The 22,045-nt window shown below is 69.9% G+C and carries 21 protein-coding genes; 12 read left to right on the top strand and 9 right to left on the bottom strand.

Annotated elements, in window-relative coordinates:
* Nucleotides 1-38: 38 nt before the first annotated feature.
* Complete coding sequence (locus tag AB0M87_RS27505; RefSeq protein WP_365857515.1) at nt 39-719, bottom strand: TetR family transcriptional regulator; 681 nt, start codon at nt 717-719, stop codon at nt 39-41.
* A gap of 129 nt (nt 720-848) precedes the next feature.
* On the opposite strand from AB0M87_RS27505, the gene AB0M87_RS27500 reads away from it, so the two are divergent.
* Together AB0M87_RS27500 and AB0M87_RS27495 are read left to right on the top strand one after the other, a co-directional pair.
* A complete protein-coding gene (locus AB0M87_RS27500; protein WP_365857513.1) occupies nt 849-2,447 on the top strand; it encodes an MFS transporter in 1,599 nt (532 codons plus the stop codon).
* A gap of 260 nt (nt 2,448-2,707) precedes the next feature.
* The gene (locus tag AB0M87_RS27495) at nt 2,708-3,088 is read left to right on the top strand and encodes a peptidase inhibitor family I36 protein (RefSeq protein WP_365857511.1); all 381 of its coding nucleotides are present in this window, start codon (nt 2,708-2,710) and stop codon (nt 3,086-3,088) included.
* Here AB0M87_RS27495 and AB0M87_RS27490 read toward each other — a convergent pair.
* Both AB0M87_RS27490 and aceE read right to left on the bottom strand, forming a co-directional pair.
* The gene (locus tag AB0M87_RS27490) at nt 3,069-3,860 is read right to left on the bottom strand and encodes a potassium channel family protein (protein ID WP_365857509.1); all 792 of its coding nucleotides are present in this window, start codon (nt 3,858-3,860) and stop codon (nt 3,069-3,071) included. The genes AB0M87_RS27495 and AB0M87_RS27490 overlap by 20 nt on opposite strands.
* 81 nt (nt 3,861-3,941) lie before the next feature.
* Nucleotides 3,942-6,683, bottom strand: a complete 2,742-nt coding sequence (aceE, locus tag AB0M87_RS27485) for a pyruvate dehydrogenase (acetyl-transferring), homodimeric type (RefSeq protein ID WP_365857507.1) — start codon at nt 6,681-6,683, stop codon at nt 3,942-3,944.
* Nucleotides 6,684-7,129: 446 nt separating this feature from the next.
* On the opposite strand from aceE, the gene AB0M87_RS27480 reads away from it, so the two are divergent.
* The 6 genes from AB0M87_RS27480 (at nt 7,130) to AB0M87_RS27455 (ending at nt 11,722) form a co-directional block, all read left to right on the top strand.
* Nucleotides 7,130-7,570, top strand: a complete 441-nt coding sequence (locus AB0M87_RS27480; protein ID WP_365857505.1) for a DUF3052 domain-containing protein — start codon at nt 7,130-7,132, stop codon at nt 7,568-7,570.
* Nucleotides 7,571-7,705: 135 nt separating this feature from the next.
* Complete coding sequence (locus AB0M87_RS27475; RefSeq protein WP_365857503.1) at nt 7,706-8,164, top strand: peroxiredoxin; 459 nt, start codon at nt 7,706-7,708, stop codon at nt 8,162-8,164.
* Nucleotides 8,165-8,315: 151 nt separating this feature from the next.
* Nucleotides 8,316-8,891 (top strand): TerD family protein, encoded by a 576-nt coding sequence (locus AB0M87_RS27470; protein ID WP_365857501.1) that lies wholly within the window; start codon nt 8,316-8,318, stop codon nt 8,889-8,891.
* A gap of 104 nt (nt 8,892-8,995) precedes the next feature.
* A complete protein-coding gene (locus AB0M87_RS27465; protein ID WP_365857499.1) occupies nt 8,996-9,571 on the top strand; it encodes a TerD family protein in 576 nt (191 codons plus the stop codon).
* Between the two features lie 137 nt (nt 9,572-9,708).
* Nucleotides 9,709-10,854, top strand: coding sequence for a DUF475 domain-containing protein (locus tag AB0M87_RS27460; protein WP_365857497.1), 1,146 nt, complete (start codon nt 9,709-9,711; stop codon nt 10,852-10,854).
* A 130-nt stretch (nt 10,855-10,984) separates the two neighbouring features.
* Nucleotides 10,985-11,722, top strand: coding sequence for a Tellurium resistance (locus tag AB0M87_RS27455; RefSeq protein WP_365857495.1), 738 nt, complete (start codon nt 10,985-10,987; stop codon nt 11,720-11,722).
* 53 nt (nt 11,723-11,775) lie between these two features.
* Here the strand turns inward: AB0M87_RS27455 and AB0M87_RS27450 are convergent, their stop codons facing one another.
* Entirely contained in the window at nt 11,776-12,660 is an 885-nt protein-coding gene (locus AB0M87_RS27450; RefSeq protein WP_365857593.1) for a TerD family protein, read from the bottom strand.
* A gap of 201 nt (nt 12,661-12,861) precedes the next feature.
* Here AB0M87_RS27450 and AB0M87_RS27445 point away from each other — a divergent pair, with 201 nt between their 5' ends.
* Genes AB0M87_RS27445 through AB0M87_RS27430 form a run of 4 tightly spaced genes read left to right on the top strand, consistent with a single transcriptional unit; the run spans nt 12,862 to nt 18,054 of the window.
* Nucleotides 12,862-14,025 (top strand): HpcH/HpaI aldolase/citrate lyase family protein, encoded by a 1,164-nt coding sequence (locus tag AB0M87_RS27445; RefSeq protein ID WP_365857492.1) that lies wholly within the window; start codon nt 12,862-12,864, stop codon nt 14,023-14,025.
* 29 nt (nt 14,026-14,054) lie between these two features.
* Nucleotides 14,055-16,541 (top strand): phosphoribosyltransferase, encoded by a 2,487-nt coding sequence (locus AB0M87_RS27440; RefSeq protein ID WP_365857591.1) that lies wholly within the window; start codon nt 14,055-14,057, stop codon nt 16,539-16,541.
* Entirely contained in the window at nt 16,538-17,365 is an 828-nt protein-coding gene (locus AB0M87_RS27435) for an HAD family hydrolase (protein ID WP_365857490.1), read from the top strand. The genes AB0M87_RS27440 and AB0M87_RS27435 overlap by 4 nt, the downstream gene beginning before the upstream one ends.
* 29 nt (nt 17,366-17,394) lie before the next feature.
* Nucleotides 17,395-18,054 (top strand): O-methyltransferase, encoded by a 660-nt coding sequence (locus tag AB0M87_RS27430; RefSeq protein ID WP_365857488.1) that lies wholly within the window; start codon nt 17,395-17,397, stop codon nt 18,052-18,054.
* A 27-nt stretch (nt 18,055-18,081) separates the two neighbouring features.
* Here the strand turns inward: AB0M87_RS27430 and AB0M87_RS27425 are convergent, their stop codons facing one another.
* The 5 genes from AB0M87_RS27425 to AB0M87_RS27405 all read right to left on the bottom strand — a co-directional run bounded on the left by AB0M87_RS27425 (nt 18,082) and on the right by AB0M87_RS27405 (nt 21,950).
* Nucleotides 18,082-18,300, bottom strand: coding sequence for a zinc ribbon domain-containing protein (locus AB0M87_RS27425; RefSeq protein ID WP_365857486.1), 219 nt, complete (start codon nt 18,298-18,300; stop codon nt 18,082-18,084).
* Between the two features lie 62 nt (nt 18,301-18,362).
* The gene (locus AB0M87_RS27420; RefSeq protein WP_365857484.1) at nt 18,363-19,355 is read right to left on the bottom strand and encodes a sugar kinase; all 993 of its coding nucleotides are present in this window, start codon (nt 19,353-19,355) and stop codon (nt 18,363-18,365) included.
* A complete protein-coding gene (locus AB0M87_RS27415) occupies nt 19,352-19,996 on the bottom strand; it encodes a bifunctional 4-hydroxy-2-oxoglutarate aldolase/2-dehydro-3-deoxy-phosphogluconate aldolase (RefSeq protein WP_365857589.1) in 645 nt (214 codons plus the stop codon). The genes AB0M87_RS27420 and AB0M87_RS27415 overlap by 4 nt, the downstream gene beginning before the upstream one ends.
* A gap of 65 nt (nt 19,997-20,061) precedes the next feature.
* Complete coding sequence (dgoD, locus tag AB0M87_RS27410; RefSeq protein ID WP_365857482.1) at nt 20,062-21,207, bottom strand: galactonate dehydratase; 1,146 nt, start codon at nt 21,205-21,207, stop codon at nt 20,062-20,064.
* A complete protein-coding gene (locus tag AB0M87_RS27405) occupies nt 21,204-21,950 on the bottom strand; it encodes an FCD domain-containing protein (protein WP_365857480.1) in 747 nt (248 codons plus the stop codon). Before AB0M87_RS27405 ends, dgoD begins: the two co-directional genes overlap by 4 nt.
* Nucleotides 21,951-22,045 lie beyond the last annotated feature (95 nt).

Here is a 22,045-nt window from a genome sequence, read left to right as displayed (position 1 = left end):
CTGACATCACGTTTTAACGGGGGAATGAATCCGGATGGCTACGCACCGTGTGCGTCTGTCGTACGCCAGTTCCCTGCCAACGCAGGGCCTATCTGGTCGAGATGACGAACGGTCAGCTCCCGCATGGCCGTCACGCTGACGTCCGGCCCCCTGCCCCACAGCTGCTCGGTCACCCGCATCACCCCGGTGAAGGCGGCCACCGCCACCCGTGGCCGGGGATCGGTGTGCACGTCGAGGCCCTCGCGCTCGGCGATCAGCTGCGCGATCTTCTCCTCCATCTCGGCCCAGCGGCGCAGGTGGACCGCGAACAGCGCGGGGGAGGACTCGATCAGCCGGCAGGTCCGCAGGTAGAGGTCGACCGGGACCAGGTCCTCGATCGCCTGGCCGATGCTGTCCCAGGACTGGAGCACCGCGTTGCGCATCGCCTCGAACGGGCTCTCCTCGGGCGGCCGGGCGCGCAGCGCGGTGGCGTAATAGGAGTCGACCACGTCCTGCACGGCGAAGGCCACTTCCTCCTTGTTGGCGAAGTAGCGGAAGAAGGTGCGCTGGGAGACGTCCACGGCGTCGGCGATCTCATCGACGGTCGTGCGCTCGTACCCCTGCGTGGTGAAGAGTTCGAGGGCGGCGCGCAGCAGAGCGTCGCGGGTGCGCTGCTTCTTGCGCTCCCGAAGACCTGTCGGCGCGCCCGGCGCCGGCTGGTCGGTCTGCTCGATCGTCACTCGTCGACCCACTTTCCGCTTTCTGTATGTTTGTCCGGGAATCCCTCAGATTACCTGTGACCCACCTGACAGCGCTCGGCGGGTCAATCGGTTGGTCAACTGTCAGAGACTGACATTAGTCTGGCTTGTATGACTAGTCAGACCACCGTTGAACAGGCGCCGCGGGATGCCGGGGGCCCGCCGGCCAAGGGGCTCCGTGGCCACCCTTGGCTGACGCTCATCTCCGTGGCCATCGGCGTGATGATGGTCGCGCTCGACGGCACCATCGTCGCGATCGCCAACCCGGCCATCCAGAAGGACCTCGGCGCGACCTTCGCCCAGGTCCAGTGGATCACGAACGGCTACTTCCTTGCCCTCGCCGTGACCCTGATCACCGCGGGCAAGCTCGGCGACCGCTTCGGACACCGGCAGACCTTCCTCATCGGAGTGGTGGGCTTCGCGTCCGCGTCCTGCGCCATCGGTTTCTCCGGGAGCGTCAGCCTGGTCGTCACCTTCCGGGTGCTGCAAGGTCTGTTCGGCGCCCTGCTGATGCCGGCCGCCCTCGGCCTGCTGCGTGCGACCTTCCCCGCCGAGAAGCTCAACATGGCCATCGGCCTCTGGGGCATGGTCATCGGCGCCTCCACGGCCGGCGGCCCGATCATCGGTGGTCTGCTCGTCCAGCACGTCAGCTGGCAGTCGGTCTTCTTCATCAATGTGCCGGTCGGTGTGGTGGCGCTGGTCATGGGCCTGGTGATCCTCAAGGACCACCGCGCCGAGAACGCCCCGCGCTCCTTCGACCTGCTGGGCATCGTGCTGCTGTCGGCGGCCATGTTCTGCCTGGTCTGGGCGCTCATCAAGGCCCCGGCGTGGGGCTGGGGCGACGGCAAGGTGTGGGGCTTCCTGCTCGTTGCCGTGGTGTGCTTCGCGCTCTTCGCCCTCTGGGAGACGAAGGTCGCGGAACCCCTCATCCCGCTGGGGCTGTTCCGCTCGGTGCCGCTGTCGGCCGGTGTGGTGCTGATGGTGCTGATGGCCATCGCCTTCATGGGCGGTCTGTTCTTCGTCACCTTCTACCTGCAGAACGTGCACGGGATGAGCCCGGTCGACGCCGGCCTCCATCTGCTGCCGCTCACCGGCATGATGATCGTCGGCTCGCCGCTGGCCGGCGCGTTGATCACCAAACTCGGCCCGCGCATTCCGCTGGCCGGCGGGATGCTGCTCACCGCGGTCGCCATGTTCGGCATGTCCACACTGGAGACCGACACCGGCAGCGTCGCCATGTCGGTCTGGTTCGCGCTGCTCGGCCTCGGCCTCGCGCCGGTCATGGTCGGCGCGACCGAGGTCATCGTCGGCCACGCCCCGATGGAACTCTCCGGAGTCGCGGGCGGTCTGCAGCAGGCGGCCATGCAGATCGGCGGCAGCCTCGGTACGGCGGTGCTCGGCGCCGTCATGGCGTCGAAGGTCGACAGCGCGCTGCCCGGCAACTGGGCCGCGGCCAAGCTCCCGCCGCTCAAGCCCGAGCAGCTGGACCAGGCCTCGCAGGCAGTCCAGGTCGGCAGCGCCCCGGTGCCGCCGAACACTCCGGCCGCGATCGCCGCGAAGATAACCGACGTCGCGCACGACACCTTCATTTCGGGCATGGGTCTGGCCTGTCTGGTGGCCGCGGGGGTCGCCGCCGTCGCGATCTTCGTGGCGCTGCTCACCAAGCGCGGGGACAACGCGGAAGCGGGTGCGGGCGCCGCGCACATCTGACGCCGGACCGGCTCGGCACCGACCCGGGCATGGCGTCAACCTCGCGCCACGACAGTCCCGCCGGACGGTTCCGGCGGGGCTGTCGCCTATCCGGGTGGTGTACGCGGTCGCCCCTTCCGGTGACACCCCGCTGCGGATCAGGCTGCGGTCAACCGACTGGCCGACCGACTGCGGTCAACCGGCTGCCGTCAACCGACTGCGGTCAACCGGCTGCGGTCAGCCGGTCGCGTCAACTGATCCGTACAACCCGGGGGATGAACATGAACAGCAGGAACCTGTTGCGTACCGCCGTGCCCGCCGTGCTCCTGGCCACCGCGGTCCTTGCCCCGCAGCCCGCACCGGCGTCGGCCCGGCCCCGGCTCGGGGACTGCGCGGCCGGTCAGCTCTGCCTCTGGGAGCGGGCCGACTTCAAGGGCGCCCGCCGCACCTTCGAACTGTCCGGTACCGACATCGAGAGCTGCGTGGTCCTCCCCACGGGGACCACCGCGCAGGCCGTGGCCAACCGCACCGGGCGGCCGGTCACCACGTACCAGTCCGAGGAGTGCGCGGACACCGGCGAGTTCGACACGTACCCCGGCGGAGGGACCTGGCTGCCGCGATCGCCCTATCAGGTGAGGGCGTTCAAGATCTGGGAGAACTGACGGCGGCCGTCGGCGCGGGCGGAGTCCCGTCCGCGGCCGGGTCCGCCCGGTCGGCGGCCAGCGCCGCGACGGCCGCCCGCAGCGACGACACCTCCGCGGTGAGCGCCTCGATCGCGGCGGTACGGCGGTGCTCCTCCTCGTCGTCCCGCTCGAACCGGGAGATGAACCAGGCCGCGATGTTCGCCGTGACCACCCCGAGCAGCGCGATCCCCGAAATCATCAGCCCCACCGCGACCACCCGGCCGAGCCCGGTGGTGGGCGAGTGGTCCCCGTATCCGACCGTGGTCATGGTGGTGAACGACCACCACACCGCGTCGCCGAGCGTCTTGATGTTGCCGTTCGGCGCGTCCCGCTCGGCCTCCAGCACGGCCAGCGACCCGAACATCAACAGGCCGACCACCGCGCCGCCCACATACGTCGTCAACTGGATCTGCGGCGCCATCCTGGCGCGCCGCCCGACCAGGGCCAGCGTGGAGACCAGCCGCAGCAGCCTGAGCGGCCGGGCCAGCGGCAGCAACACGGCCAGCAGATCCAGCCAATGGGTGCGGACGAAGAACTTCCGGTCGGGTGTCAGCGCGAGGCGGACCGCATAGTCGGCCGCGAAGGCCGCCCACACCACCCATTCGGTCACCGAACACACCGCACGCCACACCGAATGGGAGCCGGGCGCGATGATCGGCACCGAGTAGGCGACGGCGAAAGCGACGGCCAGCGCCAGCAACGGCCACTGTGTGCGCCGCTCCCACCGCATCTGAGCTGGTTGCTGCTTCATGCAGCGCATCGTAAGGAAACCCGGAGGGCGGCGGGACCCCCAGGGTCCCGCCGCCCTCCGCGGTCGCGTGCCGGACGAGTGCTACGCGTCGCCGCCCGCCGCACCCGGGTCGGCCGAGGAGACGTTCAGGAGCTGGTAGCGGTCGAGCGCCTGCTTCAGCGCCGAGCGGTCGATCTTCCCCTCCTTGGCGAGCTCGGTGAGCACCGCGAGGACGATCGACTGGGCGTCGATGTGGAAGAAGCGGCGGGCCGCACCCCGGGTGTCCGCGAAGCCGAAGCCGTCCGCGCCCAGCGACTGGTAGGTGCCGGGGACCCAGCGCGCGATCTGGTCGGGCACCGCGCGCATCCAGTCCGACACGGCCACGAAGGGCCCCTCGGCGTCGGCGAGCTTCCGCGTGACGTACGGGACGCGCTGCTCCTCCTCGGGGTGGAGCAGATTGTGCTGCTCCACATCGATGGCGTCGCGGCGCAGCTCGTTCCAGGAGGTCGCGGACCAGACGTCGGCCTTGACGTCCCACTCGTCGGCGAGGATCCGCTGCGCCTCGATCGCCCACGGCACCGCGACACCGGACGCCATGATCTGGGCCGGGATCTGGCCCTTCTCGCCGCGCTGGAGGCGGTGGATGCCCTTGAGGATGCCCTCGACATCGACGTCAGCGGGCTCCGCCGGGTGCTGGATCGGCTCGTTGTAGACGGTCAGGTAGTAGAAGACGTCCTCGTTCTCCTCGGGCGTCCCGCCGTACATCCGGCGCAGACCGTCCTGGAAGATGTGCGCGATCTCGTACCCGTAGGCCGGGTCGTAGGCGACGCACGCCGGGTTGCTCGACGCCAGCAGCTGCGAGTGGCCGTCCGCGTGCTGCAGGCCCTCACCGGTCAGTGTGGTGCGGCCGGCCGTGGCGCCGAGCACGAAGCCGCGGGCGAGCTGGTCGGCCATCTGCCAGAACTGGTCGCCGGTGCGCTGGAAGCCGAACATCGAGTAGAAGACGTACACCGGGATCATCGGCTCGCCATGCGTGGCGTAGGCCGAACCGGCCGCGATCAGCGACGCCGTACAGCCGGCCTCGGAGATGCCGTCGTGCAGCATCTGACCGGTCGGCGACTCCTTGTACGCGAGCAGCAGATCACGGTCGACGGACTCGTACTGCTGACCGAGCGGGTTGTAGATCTTCGCGCTCGGGAAGAACGCGTCCATCCCGAACGTGCGGTACTCGTCGGGGGCGATCAGCACGAACCGCTTGCCGATCTCCTTGTCCCGCATCACATCCTTCAGGACACGGACGAACGCCATGGTGGTGGCGATCGACTGCTGACCCGAACCCTTCTTCGCAGTCGCGTACGCCTTGTCGCCGGGCAGCGGCAGCGGCTTGGCGCGCACCACCCGGGTCGGTACGTACCCACCGCAGGACTTGCGGTGCTCGTGCATGTACTGGATCTCTTCGGAGTCCCGGCCCGGGTGGTAGTACGGCGGGTTGCCGTCCTCCAGCTCCTTGTCCGCGATCGGCAGGTGCAGCCGGTCGCGGAAGCGCTTCAGGTCCTCGGCCGTCAGCTTCTTCATCTGGTGCGTCGCGTTGCGGCCCTCGAAGTTCGGCCCCAGCGTCCAGCCCTTGATCGTCTGCGCGAGGATCACCGTCGGCTGGCCCTTGTGCGCCTTGGCCGCCGCATAGGCCGCGTAGACCTTCCGGTGGTCGTGGCCGCCGCGGCCCAGGTGCAGGATCTGCTCGTCGGTCATGCCCTCGACCATGGAGCGCAGCCGCTGGTCGTCGCCGAAGAAGTGCTCCCGGATGTAGGCGCCGGTCTCGGTGGCGTACGTCTGGAACTGGCCGTCGGGCGTCCGGTTCAGCTTGTCGACCAGGATGCCGGTGCGGTCCTGGGCGAGCAGCGGGTCCCAGCTCCGGTCCCAGATCAGCTTGATGACGTTCCAGCCGGCTCCGCGGAACTGCGACTCCAGCTCCTGAATGATCTTGCCGTTGCCGCGCACCGGACCGTCGAGCCGCTGCAGGTTGCAGTTCACCACGAACGTCAGGTTGTCCAGGCCCTCACGGGCCGCGATGGAGAGCTGGCCGAGCGACTCGGGCTCGTCCATCTCGCCGTCGCCGAGATAGGCCCAGACATGCGACTTGGAGGTGTCGGCGATACCGCGTGCCTCCATGTAGCGGTTCATCCGGGCCTGGTAGATCGCGCCCAGCGGACCGAGGCCCATGGACACGGTCGGGAACTCCCAGAAGTCCGGCATCGACCGCGGGTGCGGGTAGCTGGACAGGCCGTCCGGCGCCTTCGACTTCTCCTGGCGGAAACCGTCGAGCTGCTGCTCGGAGAGCCGGTCGAGGAGGTAGGCGCGGGCGTAGATCCCGGGGGACGCGTGCCCCTGGAAGAAGACCTGGTCGCCGCCGAGACCGTCGTCCTTGCCACGGAAGAAGTGGTTGAAGCCCACGTCGTACAGCGAGGCGGACGAGGCGAAGGTGGCGATGTGGCCGCCGACCCCGATACCGGGGCGCTGGGCGCGCGAGACCATCACGGCCGCGTTCCACCGGGTGGCGTTCAGGACCTTGCGCTCGATCTCCTCGTTCCCGGGGAAGAACGGCTCGTCCTTGGTGGCGATGGTGTTGACGTAGTCCGTGCTGCGCATCTCGGGCACGGCCACACGCTTCTCGCGCGCGCGCTCGATCAGACGGAGCATCAGGTAGCGGGCACGTTCACGGCCTCGCTCGTCGACGGCGGCGTCGAGTGAGTCGAGCCATTCCTGGGTCTCTTCGGGATCGAAGTCCGGGACCTGGCTCGGAAGGCCGCCAATGATGATCGGGGTGCGATCGGATCCGGAAGCCACGCTGTTCCTTCGCTGTTCGGTCGGTGCGATACGGGTCGGTGCCATACGGGTGTACGCCGCCTCCATCGTGTACCGCAGGGACGCAAACGTCATCTCTACCGAGGGGTAACCACCGCTCGGCGGGATTTCCCGTCCGAAGGCGGGGGATGGGTCCGGCCAAATCGCAATCTTACGCCCGGCACGCTCAAGCGTTCCAAAGCCCGTGCGGCCATCATGGACGTAACGAAGCGGCGTAAGCTCGCAAATCAGGATGAACAGTGTGGCGTGCGTCACGTGACGTCGTCCGGACCTGCCCGGAGTTGGGACGAGCTGTATCTAATCGTCACCGTTTCGGCTGTCTCGGACGCGGGGTACTTGCGCGATCGGTCCCGTCCGTGTGGACTACCGCCAACGCCCCGCGCACGCGCGTGGCTGACGCATTTCCAAAAACGATCAGGAGGCAAACCGTGAGCGCGACCGCGGACCACGCGGAGGAGCGGACCAATCAGGCAGCACGCCTGGGGTTCGAGCCCGGACAAGTGGTCCAGGAGATCGGCTACGACGACGACGTCGAGCAGGAACTCCGTGAGGGTATTGAGAGTGTCATCGGCCAGGAACTCGTCGACGAGGATTACGACGACGTGGCTGACGCCGTCGTGCTGTGGTTCCGCGAGGACGACGGCGACCTTACGGACGCGCTGGTTGACGCCATCGGTCTGGTCGACGACGGCGGCGCGGTCTGGCTGCTGACCCCCAAGACCGGCCGTGACGGTTACGTCGAGCCGAGCGACATCAACGAGGCTTCGCAGACCGCCGGTCTTGCCCAGACCAAGAGCATCAATGCGGGCAAGGACTGGACGGGAAGCCGTCTGATCACGCCGAAGGTGGCCAAGTCGGGCAAGCGCTGAGTCGTCGTGAGCCCGAGCCCCCGCCGGCGAGTCCGCCGGCGGGGGCTCTGCCCTGCCGCCCCGCCCCGGGCGGGGATCGGCGCTCGCCCTAGGGTGGACATCATTCGAATGGCCCCACCGAAGGGAAGAGTTTCCATGGCGATCGAGGTCGGCACGAAAGCCCCGGATTTCGAGCTGAAGGACAACCACGGCCGGACGGTCGGGCTGTCGGACTTCCGCGGCGCGAAGAACGTGGTGCTGCTGTTCTACCCCTTCGCCTTCACCGGGGTCTGCACCGGCGAACTCTGCGCGCTACGCGACGAACTGCCGGCGTTCGTCAATGACGAGGTGCAGCTGCTCGCCGTCTCCAACGACTCCATCCACACGCTGCGGGTCTTCGCCGAGCAGGAGGGCCTGGAATACCCGCTGCTCTCGGACTTCTGGCCGCACGGTGAGGCCTCCCGGGCCTACGGCGTCTTCGACGAGGACAAGGGGTGCGCGGTGCGGGGAACCTTCATCATCGACAAGGAGGGCGTCGTCCGCTGGACCGTGGTCAACGGTCTGCCCGACGCGCGCGACCTGAACGAGTACGTCAAGGCGCTCGACACCCTCTGACCGGACACCCTCCGAACCGGTCGGTCAAGAGCCTGCCGAGTCCGGGAACCGGTCACTAGGATCGAATCGTTGATCCGGTACGACGTAAGAAATGTCTGGCAAAACGGGGGCAGGGCCCTCCTCGGCCCCTCGACACCATTTGGGAGGACTCGTGGGAGTCAGCCTCAGCAAGGGCGGCAACGTCTCGCTGACCAAGGCCGCGCCCAATCTGACCGCGGTCATCGTCGGTCTCGGCTGGGACGCACGCACCACCACCGGTGGCGACTTCGACCTCGACGCCAGCGCACTGCTGACGAACACCGAGGGCAAGGTCGCCAACGACTCGAACTTCGTCTTCTTCAACAACCTCAAGAGCCCCGACGGCTCGGTCGAGCACACCGGTGACAACCTCACCGGTGAGGGCGAGGGCGACGACGAGGTCATCAAGGTGAACCTCGCCGGCGTCCCCGCCGATGTCGACAAGGTGGTGTTCCCGGTCTCGATCTACGAGGCCGAGACCCGCCAGCAGAGCTTCGGCCAGGTCCGCAACGCGTACATCCGCGTGGTGAACCAGGCCGACAACTCCGAGCTCGCGCGCTACGACCTGAGCGAGGACGCCTCGACGGAGACCGCCATGGTCTTCGGCGAGCTCTACCGCAACGGTGCGGAGTGGAAGTTCCGCGCCATCGGCCAGGGCTACGCCTCGGGCCTGCGCGGCATCGCGCAGGACTTCGGCGTCAACGTCTGAGCAGGAAGTTCCCTCGTCCGGCGCCGCACATCCGTGCGGCGCCGGACGCGCTCGCCAACCGTTCGTATCGCCAACCGTTCGTACCGTCGGGGAGGAAAACGATCATGGGCGTCACGCTCGCCAAGGGAGGCAATGTCTCCCTCTCCAAGGCCGCACCCAACCTCACGCAAGTGCTGGTCGGGCTCGGCTGGGACGCACGTTCCACCACTGGAGCGGACTTCGACCTGGACGCCAGCGCGCTGCTGTGCCAGTCCGGCCGGGTGCTCGGCGACGAGTGGTTCATCTTCTACAACCAGCTGACCAGCCCGGACGGTTCGGTCGAGCACACCGGTGACAACCTCACCGGTGAGGGCGAGGGTGACGACGAGTCGATCATTGTCGACCTCTCCGCGGTGCCCGCGCACTGCGACAAGATCGTTTTCCCGGTCTCGATCCATGACGCGGACAACCGCGGTCAGACGTTCGGGCAGGTCGCCAACGCCTTCATCCGGGTGGTGAACCAGGCCGACGGCCAGGAACTCGCCCGCTACGACCTGAGCGAGGACGCCTCCACGGAGACCGCGATGATCTTCGGCGAGCTCTACCGCTATGGCGGCGAGTGGAAGTTCCGGGCCGTTGGGCAGGGGTACGCGTCGGGGCTGCGGGGCATCGCCCTAGACTTCGGGGTCAATGTTTCCTAAAGCATTCTTCCGGCACGGTTCAAGTCCGGGAGGCCCCGGGATTTCGTGCTGGGGGCCCGGGGGCGGTACCCCGGGAGAATGTTGTGCAACGCCGCGCACGGCGCGGGGGAACCCGTACACACACGATGGGGTAGCCAGTGCTTCTGAAGACCTTCGGGTGGTCACTCGTGATCACCGTGATCGGTTTTGCCGTGGCGGTGATCTACGACGGATGGACCGCCCTGGGCATTGTGGCGATCCTGGGCATCCTCGAGATCTCGCTGTCCTTCGACAACGCGGTGATCAACGCCGGAATCCTGAAGAAGATGAATGCCTTCTGGCAGAAGATCTTCCTCACGGTCGGTGTGCTCATCGCCGTCTTCGGCATGCGACTGGTGTTCCCGGTCGTGGTCGTCGCGATCAGCGCCAAGATCAATCCGATTGAAGCGGTCAAACTCGCGGTCAACGAGAAGGACCACTACCAGCAGCTGGTGACCGACGCGCATCCGTCGATCGCCGCCTTCGGTGGCATGTTCCTCATGATGATCTTCCTCGACTTCATCTTCGAGGACCGCGACGTCCAGTGGCTGCGCTGGATCGAGCGCCCGCTGGCCAAGCTGGGCAAGGTCGACATGCTCTCGGTCTGCATCGCGCTGATCGTGCTGCTGGTCTCGTCCATGACCGTCGCCGCCCACGCCCACCAGCACGGCGGCGTGCATGCGGACAAGGCGCAGACCGTCCTCATCTCGGGGATCGCCGGTCTGATCACCTATCTCGTGGTGGGCGGTCTCTCCGGCTTCTTCGAGAACCGTCTCGAGGAAGAGGAGGAGCGCGAGCAGGAGGCCGAGGAAGAGGCCAGGAAGTCCGGCTCGAGCGTCGCCGCGGTGGTGCTGGCCGGCAAGGCGGCGTTCTTCATGTTCCTCTACCTCGAGGTGCTGGACGCGTCCTTCTCCTTCGACGGTGTCATCGGCGCCTTCGCCATCACCAACGACATCGTGCTGATGGCGCTCGGCCTCGGTATCGGCGCCATGTACGTCAGGTCGCTCACCGTCTACCTGGTCCGCCAGGGCACCCTGGACGACTACGTCTACCTGGAGCACGGCGCGCACTACGCCATCGGCGCGCTGTCCGGCATCCTGCTCGTCACCATTCAGTACGAGATCAACGAGGTCATCACCGGTCTCGTCGGTGTCGTCCTCATCGCCTGGTCCTTCTGGTCGTCCGTCCGCCGCAACCGGCGGATCGAGGCGGAAGGCGGCGGGGAAGGCGCCGGAGACAAGACGGAAGTCCCTTCCGGGGTGTGACCCGTAAGGGATTGCGGAACGCTCTGAACGGGGCGGCCAGGACGCGTCAGCCTCCTGGCCGCCCCGTTCGGCGTGGGGTCGGCACGGGAAGCACCGGGGAAGAGTCACCGAACAGCTGGGGGTGGGGCGCATGGCCTTCTGGGACGGTCTGCGACGGGAGCGTGGTCCACACTTCGACTCCGGCAACGCCGCGTCCAACGCCATCGAGCTCACCAAACGGCACCCGGTGGTGTCGCTCACCAAGCAGGGGGCGACCACCGGGAACCTGCGGGTCAACCTGTCGTGGCGGATGCGCACATCGGACATCGGCGGCCGGAGCCGGCCGAACGCCAGCCTGCTCCGGCACCCGCTCAGGGCGTTGCAGCCCGATGTGGTGCAGGCGCACACGCAGGGCGTCGTCAACGTCGACCTGGATCTGGGGTGCCTCTACGAGCTCACGGACGGCAGCAAGGGCGTGGTGCAGCCGCTGGGCAGCCTCTTCGGTGGTCTCAACGAACCGCCGTACGTGCAGCTCAGCGGCGACGACCGGTTCGGGGCGCCGTCCGGCGAGACGATCTTCATCAACCTCGACCACCGCGAGAAGATCAAGCGACTGCTGGTCTTCGTCTACATCTACGACCAGACGCCGGCCTTCGACCGCACTCACGCCATCGTGACGCTCTACCCCAGCAACGGGCCGCGGATCGAGATCCAGCTGGAGGAACGGCACCCGCAGGCCCGCTCCTGCGCGGTGTTCTCCGTCGAGAACGTCAAGGGCGACCTGGTCGTCCGCCGCGAGGTGAAGTTCGTGTACGGCTTCCAGGCCGAGCTCGACCGGCTCTACGGGTGGGGGCTGCAGTGGGGCCGCGGCTACAAGAGCAAGATCTGAGCACCGCACGAAACCTCGGGCGCGGTACGGGGGGCGGAGCGGCCGGGCCTGCCCTACCGGGGCAGGAACTGCGGCCCCATCGGCGGCAGCTCGAAGTACGGATCGGGAGCGGGTGCCGCCGCGGCGGCCGGCTGGGGGTAGCCACTGTGCGGCGCTCCGTCTCGGCTCCCATATGGTCCTTCGGATGCCGAGCGCGCGGGCTGGGCCACCGCCGGCTGTGGCTGTGGCAGCGGGTAGGCGGCCGGCGGCGCGGTCTGCGGAGGCGGCGGCTGCGGCAGGGCGGCGGTGACCGCGGTGACCTGCTCGGGCGGAGCGGCGACCGCGGCGGCCGCCCGGTGCGGCTGCGGCTCGGGCCGGGGCTGCGCTTCCGCCGTCCCGTCCGCCTCCGTCTCGTCCACCGAGATGCCGAACGCGGTGGCGAGGCCGACCAGCCCGGTCGGGTACCCCTGGCCCACCGCCCGGAACTTCCACCCGTCCCCGCGACGGTAGAGCTCGCCGCAGATCATCGCGGTCTCCTGCCCGGTCTCCGGCTGTATGTCGAAGACCGCGAGCGCCGGCGCGTCGCCGTCGGCAGGCGCGGCGGCGTCGTACAGCAGGATGCGCAGATCCCGTACGGCGAGGAACGGCGCGTCATCGGTGGACGCGGCCAGTACCACCTGCTCGACCGAGGGATCGAGGGCCGCCAGATCCGCTTCGACGGTGTCGGTGAGACCGGCGCCCGCCCGTTTCTTGGGCAGCCGCCGGACCAGCCCGGACGGATGGCGCGGCTGGTTGTAGAAGACGAAGTCCTCGTCGGAGCGCACCCGGCCACCGTGCCCCAGCAGCAGCGCGGACGCGTCGATGTCGGGGATGTCGGGGCCCGGCGTCCAGCGGAGCACGGCCCGTACCGCCATGGCGTCCAGCGGGACGTTCGAGCCCTTCAGCATCGCGTGCGTCATGGCGGTCATCCTGCCTTCCCGGCACGGCGGCGGACAACGCGGGGGCGCTTTCCGCCGCGTCCGGCGAGTCGGCGCCCGCACCTGGTCGAACGGGCCCGCCGAGGAAAATGTCGCCGTCGATGGAACTGGCGACATCCGTCTCTACGTACTATTACCGGCCACACTTCATCAGGACCGTCTACGTAGCACGGGGGGAACTTTATGCGTCATTTCGGGCATATCCCGTCCGTCGTCCGGGAGGGGCTGTTCCACCGGGAGCCGGCCGACTTCAGCGCCGCCTCCCCGCCGAGCACGATCGCCGCCGCACTCGGTGCCACCCTCTACAGCCCGGCCACCCGGCCGGCGCTCGCCGACGACGTGCTGAAACAGGCCGCACGCGGGGTCGTCTCCATGGTCCTCTGCCTGGAGGATTCCATCGACGACACGGAGGTCGCCGCCGCCGAGGCCAATCTGGTGCGGCAGTTCGCCGACCTCGACGCCAGGAGCGCCGAGGTGCCACTGCTCTTCATCCGGGTCCGCGAACCGGAGCAGATACCCGACCTGGTCAGCAGGCTGGGCGCCGCCGCCCGGCTGCTGACCGGATTCGTACTGCCGAAGTTCACCGAGGAGCGCGGTACGGCCTTCCTGGAGGCGCTCAGCGCCGCGGAAAGCTCCGGCGGCCAGCGGCTCTTCGCCATGCCGGTACTCGAATCGCCGGAACTGCTGCATCTGGAGACCCGCGGCGAAGCCCTCGCCGGGATCGCCCGCACCGTCGACAAGTACCGCGAGCGGGTACTCGCACTACGCCTGGGCGTCACCGACTTCTGTTCCGCGTACGGACTGCGCAGGGCGCCCGACATGACCGCGTACGACGTCCAGATCGTAGCCGCCGTCATCGGTGACGTGGTGAACGTCCTGGGCCGCTCGGACGGCACCGGCTTCACCATCACCGGGCCGGTCTGGGAGTACTTCCGGGTCCAGGAGCGGATGTTCAAGCCGCAGCTGCGCCGCAGCCCCTTCATGGAGAGCCGCGCCGAACAGCTCCGCACCACCCTCATCGAGCACGACCTGGACGGACTGCTCCACGAGATCGAGCTGGACCGGGCCAACGGGCTGCTGGGCAAGACCTGCATCCACCCCTCGCACGTGGTGCCGGTGCACGCGCTGTCGGTGGTCAGCCACGAGGAGTACAGCGACGCCCAGGACATCCTGCGTCCCGAGCGGGGCGGCGGCGGGGTGCTCCGCTCGGTCTACACGAACAAGATGAATGAGGTGAAGCCGCACCGGGCATGGGCCGAACGCACCCTGCTGCGGGCCGAGGTCTTCGGCGTGGCCAGGGAAGACATCGGGTTTGTCGAGCTGCTGACCGCCGGACTGCCCGGCTGATGCGGCCTGTGAGAGAAGAGACGGGCAACGTGGTCTGGTCGGGAACATGGGTCGCACGCAGACTCGGCGTGGAGCTCGTCGGGGACGACGAGCTGCGGGAGCTGCTCGGCCTCGCGCTGCGGCGCAACCCCAAGCGGGCCCATCTGCTCGTGTCGAACGTGCTGGGCAAACACGTGCCGCAGCGCCCGTCCACGGTGTACGGCCACGGCTACCGGCTCGGCCGGAAAGTGCGCGAGCTGCTCGGTGACGAGGCCGCGAGCCGGGCCGTCGTCCTCGGATACGCCGAGACCGCGACGGGACTCGGCCACTCGGTCGCCGACGGCGTGCACCTTGCCCCCTACCTGCACTCCACCCGCCGCCCGGTCGCCGGGGTCGATCAGGCGGGCGGCTTCGAGGAGGCGCACTCCCATGCCACCTCGCATCTGCTGCTCCCCGAGGACCCGGACCTGCTCGCCGGGGACGGAACGCTGATCCTGGTCGACGACGAGTTCTCCACCGGCAACACCGTGCTCAACACCATCCGCGCCCTGCACCGGCGCTACCCGCGCGAGCGGTACGTGATCGTCGCGCTGGTGGACATGCGGTCGGCCGCCGACCTGGGGCGGCTGGACGCCTTCACCCAGGAGATCGGCGCCCGGGTGGACCTGGTGACCACCGCCCGCGGCACCGTACGGCTGCCGGAGGGCGTGCTGGCGAAGGGGCAGCGGATCGTCGAGGAGCACGCGGCGGCCGAGGCGCACACGGCGGCCGAGGCGCAGCCGCCGGCCCTGCGCACCGGCGGTGAATTCGTACGGGTCGACCTCGGCTGGCCGACCGGAATCCCGGACGGCGGCCGGCACGGCTTCACACCCGCGCACCGGAGCGCACTCGATGCCGCACTGCCCGGGATGGCCTCCCGGCTGGTAGCGGAACTGCCGGGGGACGTCCGGCGGGTCCTCGTCCTCGGCTTCGAGGAGCTGATGTACGCACCGCTGCGGCTCGCCCTCCAGCTGGAGCGCGCCGGACACGACGTGCGCTTCTCCACCACCACCCGCTCCCCGGTGCTCGCCGTCGACGACCCCGGTTACGCGATACGCACCCGGCTGGTCTTCCCGGCCCACGACGACCCGCACGACAGCCCCGGCGGCCCCGATGAGCGGTACGCGTACAACGTCACCGACGGTTGCTTCGACGCGGTGGTCGCGGTCGTCGACTCCACCGCGGACACCCCCGCGCTGCACGCCCCCGGCGGACTCCTGGCGCAGCTCGCCGCGCACGTCCCGCAGGTGCTGCTGGCCGTGGTGCCCTCCTACGTACCCGCGGCGCGGCCCGAACAGCCGGTCAGGCCCGCGTCGCCCGTCCACCCGGAAGAGAAAGCGCCCCCCATGCCCCAGCAGCTGCCCGAGCCGTTGCGCGGTCCCGCCTTCTCGTCGTACGCGGCCGAGGACGTCGGCTGGCTGCTCCAGGATCTGTCCGGGGTCCAGCTCGAAGCGCCCACCGAGGAGCGCGAAGAGGCGATCCAGGCGGGGGGAGCGCACTACGCCGAGTCGCTGCCCGTCGAGTACCAGCCGAGCGAGCAGTACCAGCAGCTCTTCCGGGCGGCCCTGGAGACCTCGGCGGCCCGCATCGCGCGGGCTGTCGGCACCGTCACCGACACGGTGCTGGCCCAGGGGTCTCCCCGTCCGGTGCTGGTCTCGCTGGCGCGGGCCGGCACGCCCGTCGGGGTGCTGATGCGCCGCTGGGCGCAGCACCGCCACGGGCTGGACCTGCCGCACTACGCGGTGTCCATCGTGCGCGGCCGCGGCATCGACGCCAACGCGCTGCGCTGGCTGGCCGTCCACCACGACCCGGCCGACGTGGTGTTCGTGGACGGCTGGACGGGCAAGGGCGCGATCACCCGCGAACTGGCCGAGGCGCTGCGGGAGTTCCCCGGTTTCAGCCCGGAGATCGCGGTCCTCGCCGATCCGGGCGGCTGCGTGCGGACCTACGGCACCCGCGAGGATTTCCTGATCCCCTCGGCCTGCCTCAACTCCACGGTCTCCGGGCTGATATCACGCACCGTGCTGCGCGCCGACCTGGTCGGCCCCGACGACTTCCACGGCGGGAAGTTCTACCGCGAGCTGGCCGGAAACGACGTCTCCAACGACTTCATCGACACCATCGCCGCCCGCTTCGGTGAGGTGGCCGGCGCCGTGGACACCGAAGTGAAGGAAATGCTCTCCGCCGACCGGGCGCCGACCTGGGAGGGCTGGGCCGCCGTCGAGCGGATCAGCGAGCAGTACGGCATCCATGACGTCAACCTGGTCAAACCGGGCGTCGGGGAGACCACCCGGGTGCTGCTGCGACGGGTGCCCTGGAAGGTCCTGGCCGCCAGGGGGGCGGGGGCCGACCTCGACCATGTGCGGCTGCTGGCCGAACAGCGCGGCGTACCCGTCGAGGAGGTCGACGGCCTTCCGTACACCTGCGTGGGCCTCATCCACCCGCGCTTCACCCGCGGCGCCACCGGCGCCCACGGCACCGCGGTGGTGGCTGAGTGACCGCCGCCCCGACCGTCCTCGTAGCCAGCGACCTGGACCGCACCCTCATCTACTCGGCGGCGGCCCTGGACCTGACCATGCCGGACGCCGAAGCGCCCAGGCTGCTGTGCGTCGAGGTGTACCGCGGCAAGCCGCTCTCCTACCTCACGGAGACCGCGGCCGGGCTGCTGGCACAGCTCGCCGCCGACGCCGTCTTCGTACCGACGACCACCCGCACCCGGGAGCAGTACCACCGCATCCACCTGCCCTGCCCGCCCCCGCGGTTCGCCATCTGCGCCAACGGTGGCCACCTGATGGTCGACGGCGTCCCGGACCCCGGCTGGCACGCCACGGTACGACGCAGGCTGGCGGCCGAATCGGCGTCGCTCGCGGAGGTACGCGCCCACCTGGTCGCCGCGGCCGACCCTGCCTGGCTGATCGATGAACGGGTCGCCGAGGACCTCTTCGCCTACCTGGTCGTGGAGCGCTCCCTGCTGCCCGAAGGCTGGGTCAAGGAGCTCTCCGTATGGGCGAGGGAGCGCGGCTGGTCGGTGTCCCTGCAGGGCCGCAAGCTGTACGCCGTGCCCAACCCGCTCACCAAGAGCGCCGCCGTACGCGAGGTGGCCCGCCGCACCGGCGCGGACCTCACCCTCGCCGCGGGGGACTCGCTGCTGGACGCGGACCTGCTGCTCGCTGCCGACCGGGGCTGGCGACCCGCACACGGCGAACTGGCCGACACGGGGTGGAGCGCGCCGACGGTTGCCGTAACCTCCGGTCGGGGTGTCGCGGCGGGCGAGGAGATCCTGCGGGAATTCCGACACGCCGTCGGCGGGCATCCCGGCTGACCGTGGCGGCAACCGAGTGGAGAGCCCGCATGACCAAGGGGAACAGCACCAGGATCACCGACGAGCTCTACGCGTACATGCTGGCGCACAACCCGCCGTTGGACGCCGTACAACGAGAGCTGGTGGAGACGACCTACACGCGGCTGCCCGAGCAGGCCGGCATGCAGTCGGCCGAGGAGCAGGGGCCGCTGCTGGCCTTCCTGGTCCGGCTGATCGGCGCCCGGCACATCGTCGAGGTCGGCACCTTCACCGGTTTCTCCGCGCTGTCGATGGCCCAGGCGCTGCCGGCCGACGGGACGCTGATCGCCTGCGACGTCTCGGAGGAGTGGACCGGGTACGGCCGCGAGGCGTGGGCGGCAGCAGGCGTAGCCGACCGTATCGACCTGCGCATCGCACCGGCCCTGGACACCCTGACCGCGATGGCCGGCGAGCCGCACATCGACCTCGCCTACCTGGACGCGGACAAGGGCAACTACATCCCGTACTGGGAGGAGCTGGTCCCGCGCATGCGCAGGGGCGGGCTGATCGTCGCGGACAATGTGCTCTTCCACGGCCGGGTCGTCGACCCCTCGGCCGGCGGCGGCGCCGAGGCGATCCGGAGGTTCAACGACCACGTCGCCGCCGACCGGCGGATGGAGAGCGTGCTGCTGGCGATCTCGGACGGACTGACGCTGTCCCGGAAGATCTGAGCGCCCCTGGGCGGGTAGGTGACGCGCCTACCCGCAGCAACCCCCACCGCAGCAACCGCCACCACCACCGCCCCCGCCGGCCGGTGCCTGCGCCCCGGCCGCGCCGCCCACGGCCACCGCCGACAGCAGCTTCACGGTGTCCTCATGACCGTCGGGGCAGGGGGCGGGCGCCGAGGACTCCGCCATCGGGCGGCTGAGCTCAAAGGTGTCTCCGCAGGTGCGGCAGCGGTACTCGTAGCGAGGCATGCGCCCACATTAGCGGCCTGCCGCACGACCGGCGGCTCCAGCGTCCGACGGGGTCGGTGCGCTCAGCGCACCACCGTGCCGGAGTCCGCGGCCAGCAGTCCCAGCTCGGCGCGGGTCGGAGCGCCCTCCCAGTCGCCCGGCGTGGCGACCGCGAACGCGCCCGTGGTCACCGCGCGGTGCAGTCGGCTCGCGGTGTCCGCGCCGTCGAGCAGCGCCGAAAGGTACCCGGCGACAAAGGCGTCACCGGCGCCGACCGGGTCCACACTCCGTACCGGCCGCGCCGGGCAGTGCCGCTTCCCGCCCGAGGTGTACGCCGTCGCGCCTGCGGCGCCGAGCTTCACCACCACTTCGCCCGCCCCCGCGTCCAGCAGCGCCCGGGCCAGCAGAGCCGTGTCGTCGGGGGAGCCGTCGGGCAGGCACAGCGGCAGCTCGTCGTCCGACGCGATCAATACGTCGGCGCGCGGCGCCCAGGAGCGCAGCACCGCCGAGGCCTGCTGCGTACTCCACAGCCGGGACCGGTAGTTGACGTCGAGACTGACCAGCACGCTGTGTTCGCAGGCCAGTTCCAGCGCCCGCTCGGCCGCTGCCCGGGCGGCCGGTGAGAGGGCCGGAGTGATACCGGTGAGATGCAGCACCCGCGGTGGTTCCCCGGCCGCATCGAAGGCCGTACCCGGGTCCGCACCGAAGGCCGCACCGAACGCCCGGTCGACGTCATCGGCCGACACCAGTGAACCCGCCGACCCCGCCCGGTAGTAGTGCACCCGGGTCACCTCCGGCAGCCGCGGTTCGAAGAGAATCAGCCCGGTCGGTGCGTCCCCGGCGCGCGCGGCGCCGGACACGTCGACGCCCTCGGCGCGCAGCGTCCGCAGCACCAGCTCGCCGGCCTCATCCGCGCCGACCGAGCCCGCCCAGTGCACGGGATGACCCAGCCGGGCCAGCCCGATGGCCACATTCGACTCGGCGCCGGCGACCGAGACGGCCATCGTCCCGCCGAGCTTCAGCGGCCCGCTGCCCCGCAGCGCGACCATCGTCTCCCCGAAGGTGAACACGCTCAAGACCGCACCGGCCCCGCTGCCGCATCGGTTGCGACCCGCATGAACTCAGCGGTCCGCTTGCGTAGTTCGCCGAGATCACCACCGTCCGCGGCATCGCCGACCAGCGGCGAGCCGACCCCCACGGCGACCGCGCCCAGCGCCAGATACTGGGCGGCCGCTGCCGCGTCCACCCCGCCCACCGGCACGAAGGGCAGCTCGGGGAACGGGCCGCGCAGCGCCTTCAGGTACGAAGGGCCGCCCACCGAAGCGGGGAAGAGTTTCAACGCGGCCGCGCCCGCCGCGACACCGGCGATCACCTCGGTCGGTGTGCTGACCCCGGCCAGCACCGGCAGCCCGAGCCGCACGGCCTCCGTCACCCCGGCCCCGAGCCCGGGCGTGACGATCAGATTGGCCCCGGCCTCCGCGGCCCGGCGGGCGTCGTCGGCGGTCAGTACGGTCCCGGCGCCCAGCCAGGCCCCGGCGCCGAGTTCGTCCCGGGCCCGACCGATGACGTCGAGCGCACCGGCGCCGCTGAGCGACACCTCGACCAGCGGCAGTCCGGCCTCGACCAGCGAAAGCACGGTCCTGAAGGCCGCATCGGGATCGCTGCCGCGGACGATGGCGACCAGCCGTTCGTCCCGCAGAGCGGTGCGGAAATCCATCATTGCTCCCTTCCTCCGACGCATCCTCGACGGCTTCTCACGAATACGCTGACGAACCGCGGACGTCACCATTCGGCGAACGCCCCGTCCTCGTGACGCCACACCGGATTGCGCCACTCGTGGCCCTTCTTGTCGGCGGCCCGTACCGCCGCCTCGTCGACCTCCACCCCGAGGCCCGGCCGGTCGGTCCGTACCAGCGCGCCGGACCGGAACCGGAAGGGGCCCGGGTCGGCGACGTAGTCCAGCAGCTCGGCCGTCTCGTTGTAGTGAATGCCGATGGACTGTTCCTGGATGAGAAAGTTCGGTGTCGTGAAGGCGACCTGGAGGCTCGCGGCCAGCGCGATCGGCCCCAGGGGGCAGTGCGGGGCGATCTGCGCCCCGTACACCTCGGCCAGCGCGGCGATGCGTCGCAGCTCCGAGATGCCACCGGCGTGCGAGATGTCCGGCTGCACGACCGCCACACCCGCCTGCAGCGCGCGCAGGAAGTCGTGGCGGGCGAAGAGCCGTTCGCCGAGTGCGATCGGGATGTTGGAGGCGTTCACCAGGTCGGGCACCGCCGCCAGCTGCTCGGACAGCACCGGCTCCTCGACGAACAGCGGCGCCGCCTCGGTGAGCAGCGGCAGCAGTCGCCGGGCGTTGGCGGGGGAGACCCGGCCGTGGAAGTCGAGCGCGAAGTCCCGGTCGTCGCCCAGGACTTCGCGGGCGGCCTCGGCGCGCAACAGCACCTCCCGTATCTCGCCACGGGTGGCGATCGCGGTCATCCGGCCGCTCGCGTTCATCTTGACCGCGGTGAATCCGGCCGCCACCTGCTCGGCGATCGCCTCGCGGACCTGGGCGGGCTCGTCGCCGCCGACCCAGGCGTACGCCCGGATGCTGTCGCGCACCGGGCCGCCGAGCAACTGGTGCACGGGCTGCCCGTACACCTTGCCCTTGATGTCCCAGAGCGCCTGGTCCAGCCCCGCGACGGCGCTGGACAGCACCGGGCCGCCCCGGTAGAAGCCGCCCTTGGTCATCACCTGCCAGTGGTCCTCGATCCGCATCGGGTCCGCGCCGATCAGATACTCGGCGAGCACCTGCACGGCGGCCCGCACCGGCTCGGCCCGCCCCTCGACGACCGGCTCGCCCCAGCCGACGGTGCCCTCGTCGGTCTCCACCCGGACGAACATCCAGCGCGGCGGGGTCATGAACGTCTCGATACGGCTGATCTTCACGGTCTGTTTCCCTCGGTGTGGCGGTGGTGGTCGTGCGGGCCGGAGTGGTGCAGGCCGAAGTCGAGCAGCGCCAGCATCGCGCGCGACGCCCCGTCCCCGTCCCCGGCGCGCACCCGGTCCACCACCGAGACGTGCACGGCCAGCGGATGCTCCGGCCGCCCCGCGTGCACCACGCGGTCCCGCTCGATCAGTGCGGGGATCACGACCCGCTGCATCTGGACGAAGAAGCGGTTGTGCGAGGCCGCCAGCAGCGCGGTGTGGAAGGCGGCGTCGGCGTCCACCAGCAGAGCGGGGTCACTCACGCCGGGGCCCATCGCGGCCAGCGCGGCATCCAGCGCCGCCAGATCCTCGTCGGTACGGCGCAGGGCGGCCAGTGCCGCGGCGGCCGGCTCGACGGAGCGGCGCAGCTCGAAGAGTTCGCCGAAGAACCGCTCGTCGCCGGAGCCGGAGGCGAGCCGCCAGCGCAGTACGTCACTGTCCAGCAGATTCCAGTTCTCCCGCGACCGGACGAACGTGCCGCGCCGCTGCCGGGCGTCGAGCAGGCCCTTGACGGTCAGCACCTTGATCGCCTCGCGCAGCACGGTCTGGCTCACGTCGAGCTCGGCCATCAGCTGCGGCAGATCCAGGGTGTCGCCCTCGGCGTACGTCCCGTCGAAGACCCTCCGCGCAAGGGCCTCCACAGCGACCCGGTGGACACCACGGCCGATGTAGGAGGCATCGGGGGCTGCCTGCGGTGCCGTCATGACGGGCTCCTGGGCCAGGGGACGCTTACGGAGCCAGCCTCGCACGAGTACTAGTTATTTATCAATTATTTGTTGAAGGAGACGGCCATCCTGCC

The sequence above is a fragment of the Streptomyces sp. NPDC051320 genome (genome assembly GCF_040682175.1).
GTDB lineage: Bacteria > Actinomycetota > Actinomycetes > Streptomycetales > Streptomycetaceae > Streptomyces.
This window is presented reverse-complemented; position numbering and strand designations above follow the sequence as displayed.

What these genes read in the sequence shown, in the direction of transcription:
- AB0M87_RS27415 (WP_365857589.1), bottom strand. Translation starts at nt 19,996, where the DNA reads ATGGATTTCCGCACCGCTCTGCGGGACGAACGGCTGGTCGCCATCGTC.
- AB0M87_RS27500 (WP_365857513.1), top strand. Translation starts at nt 849, where the DNA reads ATGACTAGTCAGACCACCGTTGAACAGGCGCCGCGGGATGCCGGGGGC.
- AB0M87_RS27430 (WP_365857488.1), top strand. Translation starts at nt 17,395, where the DNA reads ATGACCAAGGGGAACAGCACCAGGATCACCGACGAGCTCTACGCGTAC.
- AB0M87_RS27455 (WP_365857495.1), top strand. Translation starts at nt 10,985, where the DNA reads ATGGCCTTCTGGGACGGTCTGCGACGGGAGCGTGGTCCACACTTCGAC.
- AB0M87_RS27495 (WP_365857511.1), top strand. Translation starts at nt 2,708, where the DNA reads ATGAACAGCAGGAACCTGTTGCGTACCGCCGTGCCCGCCGTGCTCCTG.
- AB0M87_RS27405 (WP_365857480.1), bottom strand. Translation starts at nt 21,950, where the DNA reads ATGACGGCACCGCAGGCAGCCCCCGATGCCTCCTACATCGGCCGTGGT.
- AB0M87_RS27490 (WP_365857509.1), bottom strand. Translation starts at nt 3,860, where the DNA reads ATGAAGCAGCAACCAGCTCAGATGCGGTGGGAGCGGCGCACACAGTGG.
- AB0M87_RS27425 (WP_365857486.1), bottom strand. Translation starts at nt 18,300, where the DNA reads ATGCCTCGCTACGAGTACCGCTGCCGCACCTGCGGAGACACCTTTGAG.
- AB0M87_RS27450 (WP_365857593.1), bottom strand. Translation starts at nt 12,660, where the DNA reads ATGACGCACGCGATGCTGAAGGGCTCGAACGTCCCGCTGGACGCCATG.
- AB0M87_RS27445 (WP_365857492.1), top strand. Translation starts at nt 12,862, where the DNA reads ATGCGTCATTTCGGGCATATCCCGTCCGTCGTCCGGGAGGGGCTGTTC.
- AB0M87_RS27475 (WP_365857503.1), top strand. Translation starts at nt 7,706, where the DNA reads ATGGCGATCGAGGTCGGCACGAAAGCCCCGGATTTCGAGCTGAAGGAC.
- AB0M87_RS27465 (WP_365857499.1), top strand. Translation starts at nt 8,996, where the DNA reads ATGGGCGTCACGCTCGCCAAGGGAGGCAATGTCTCCCTCTCCAAGGCC.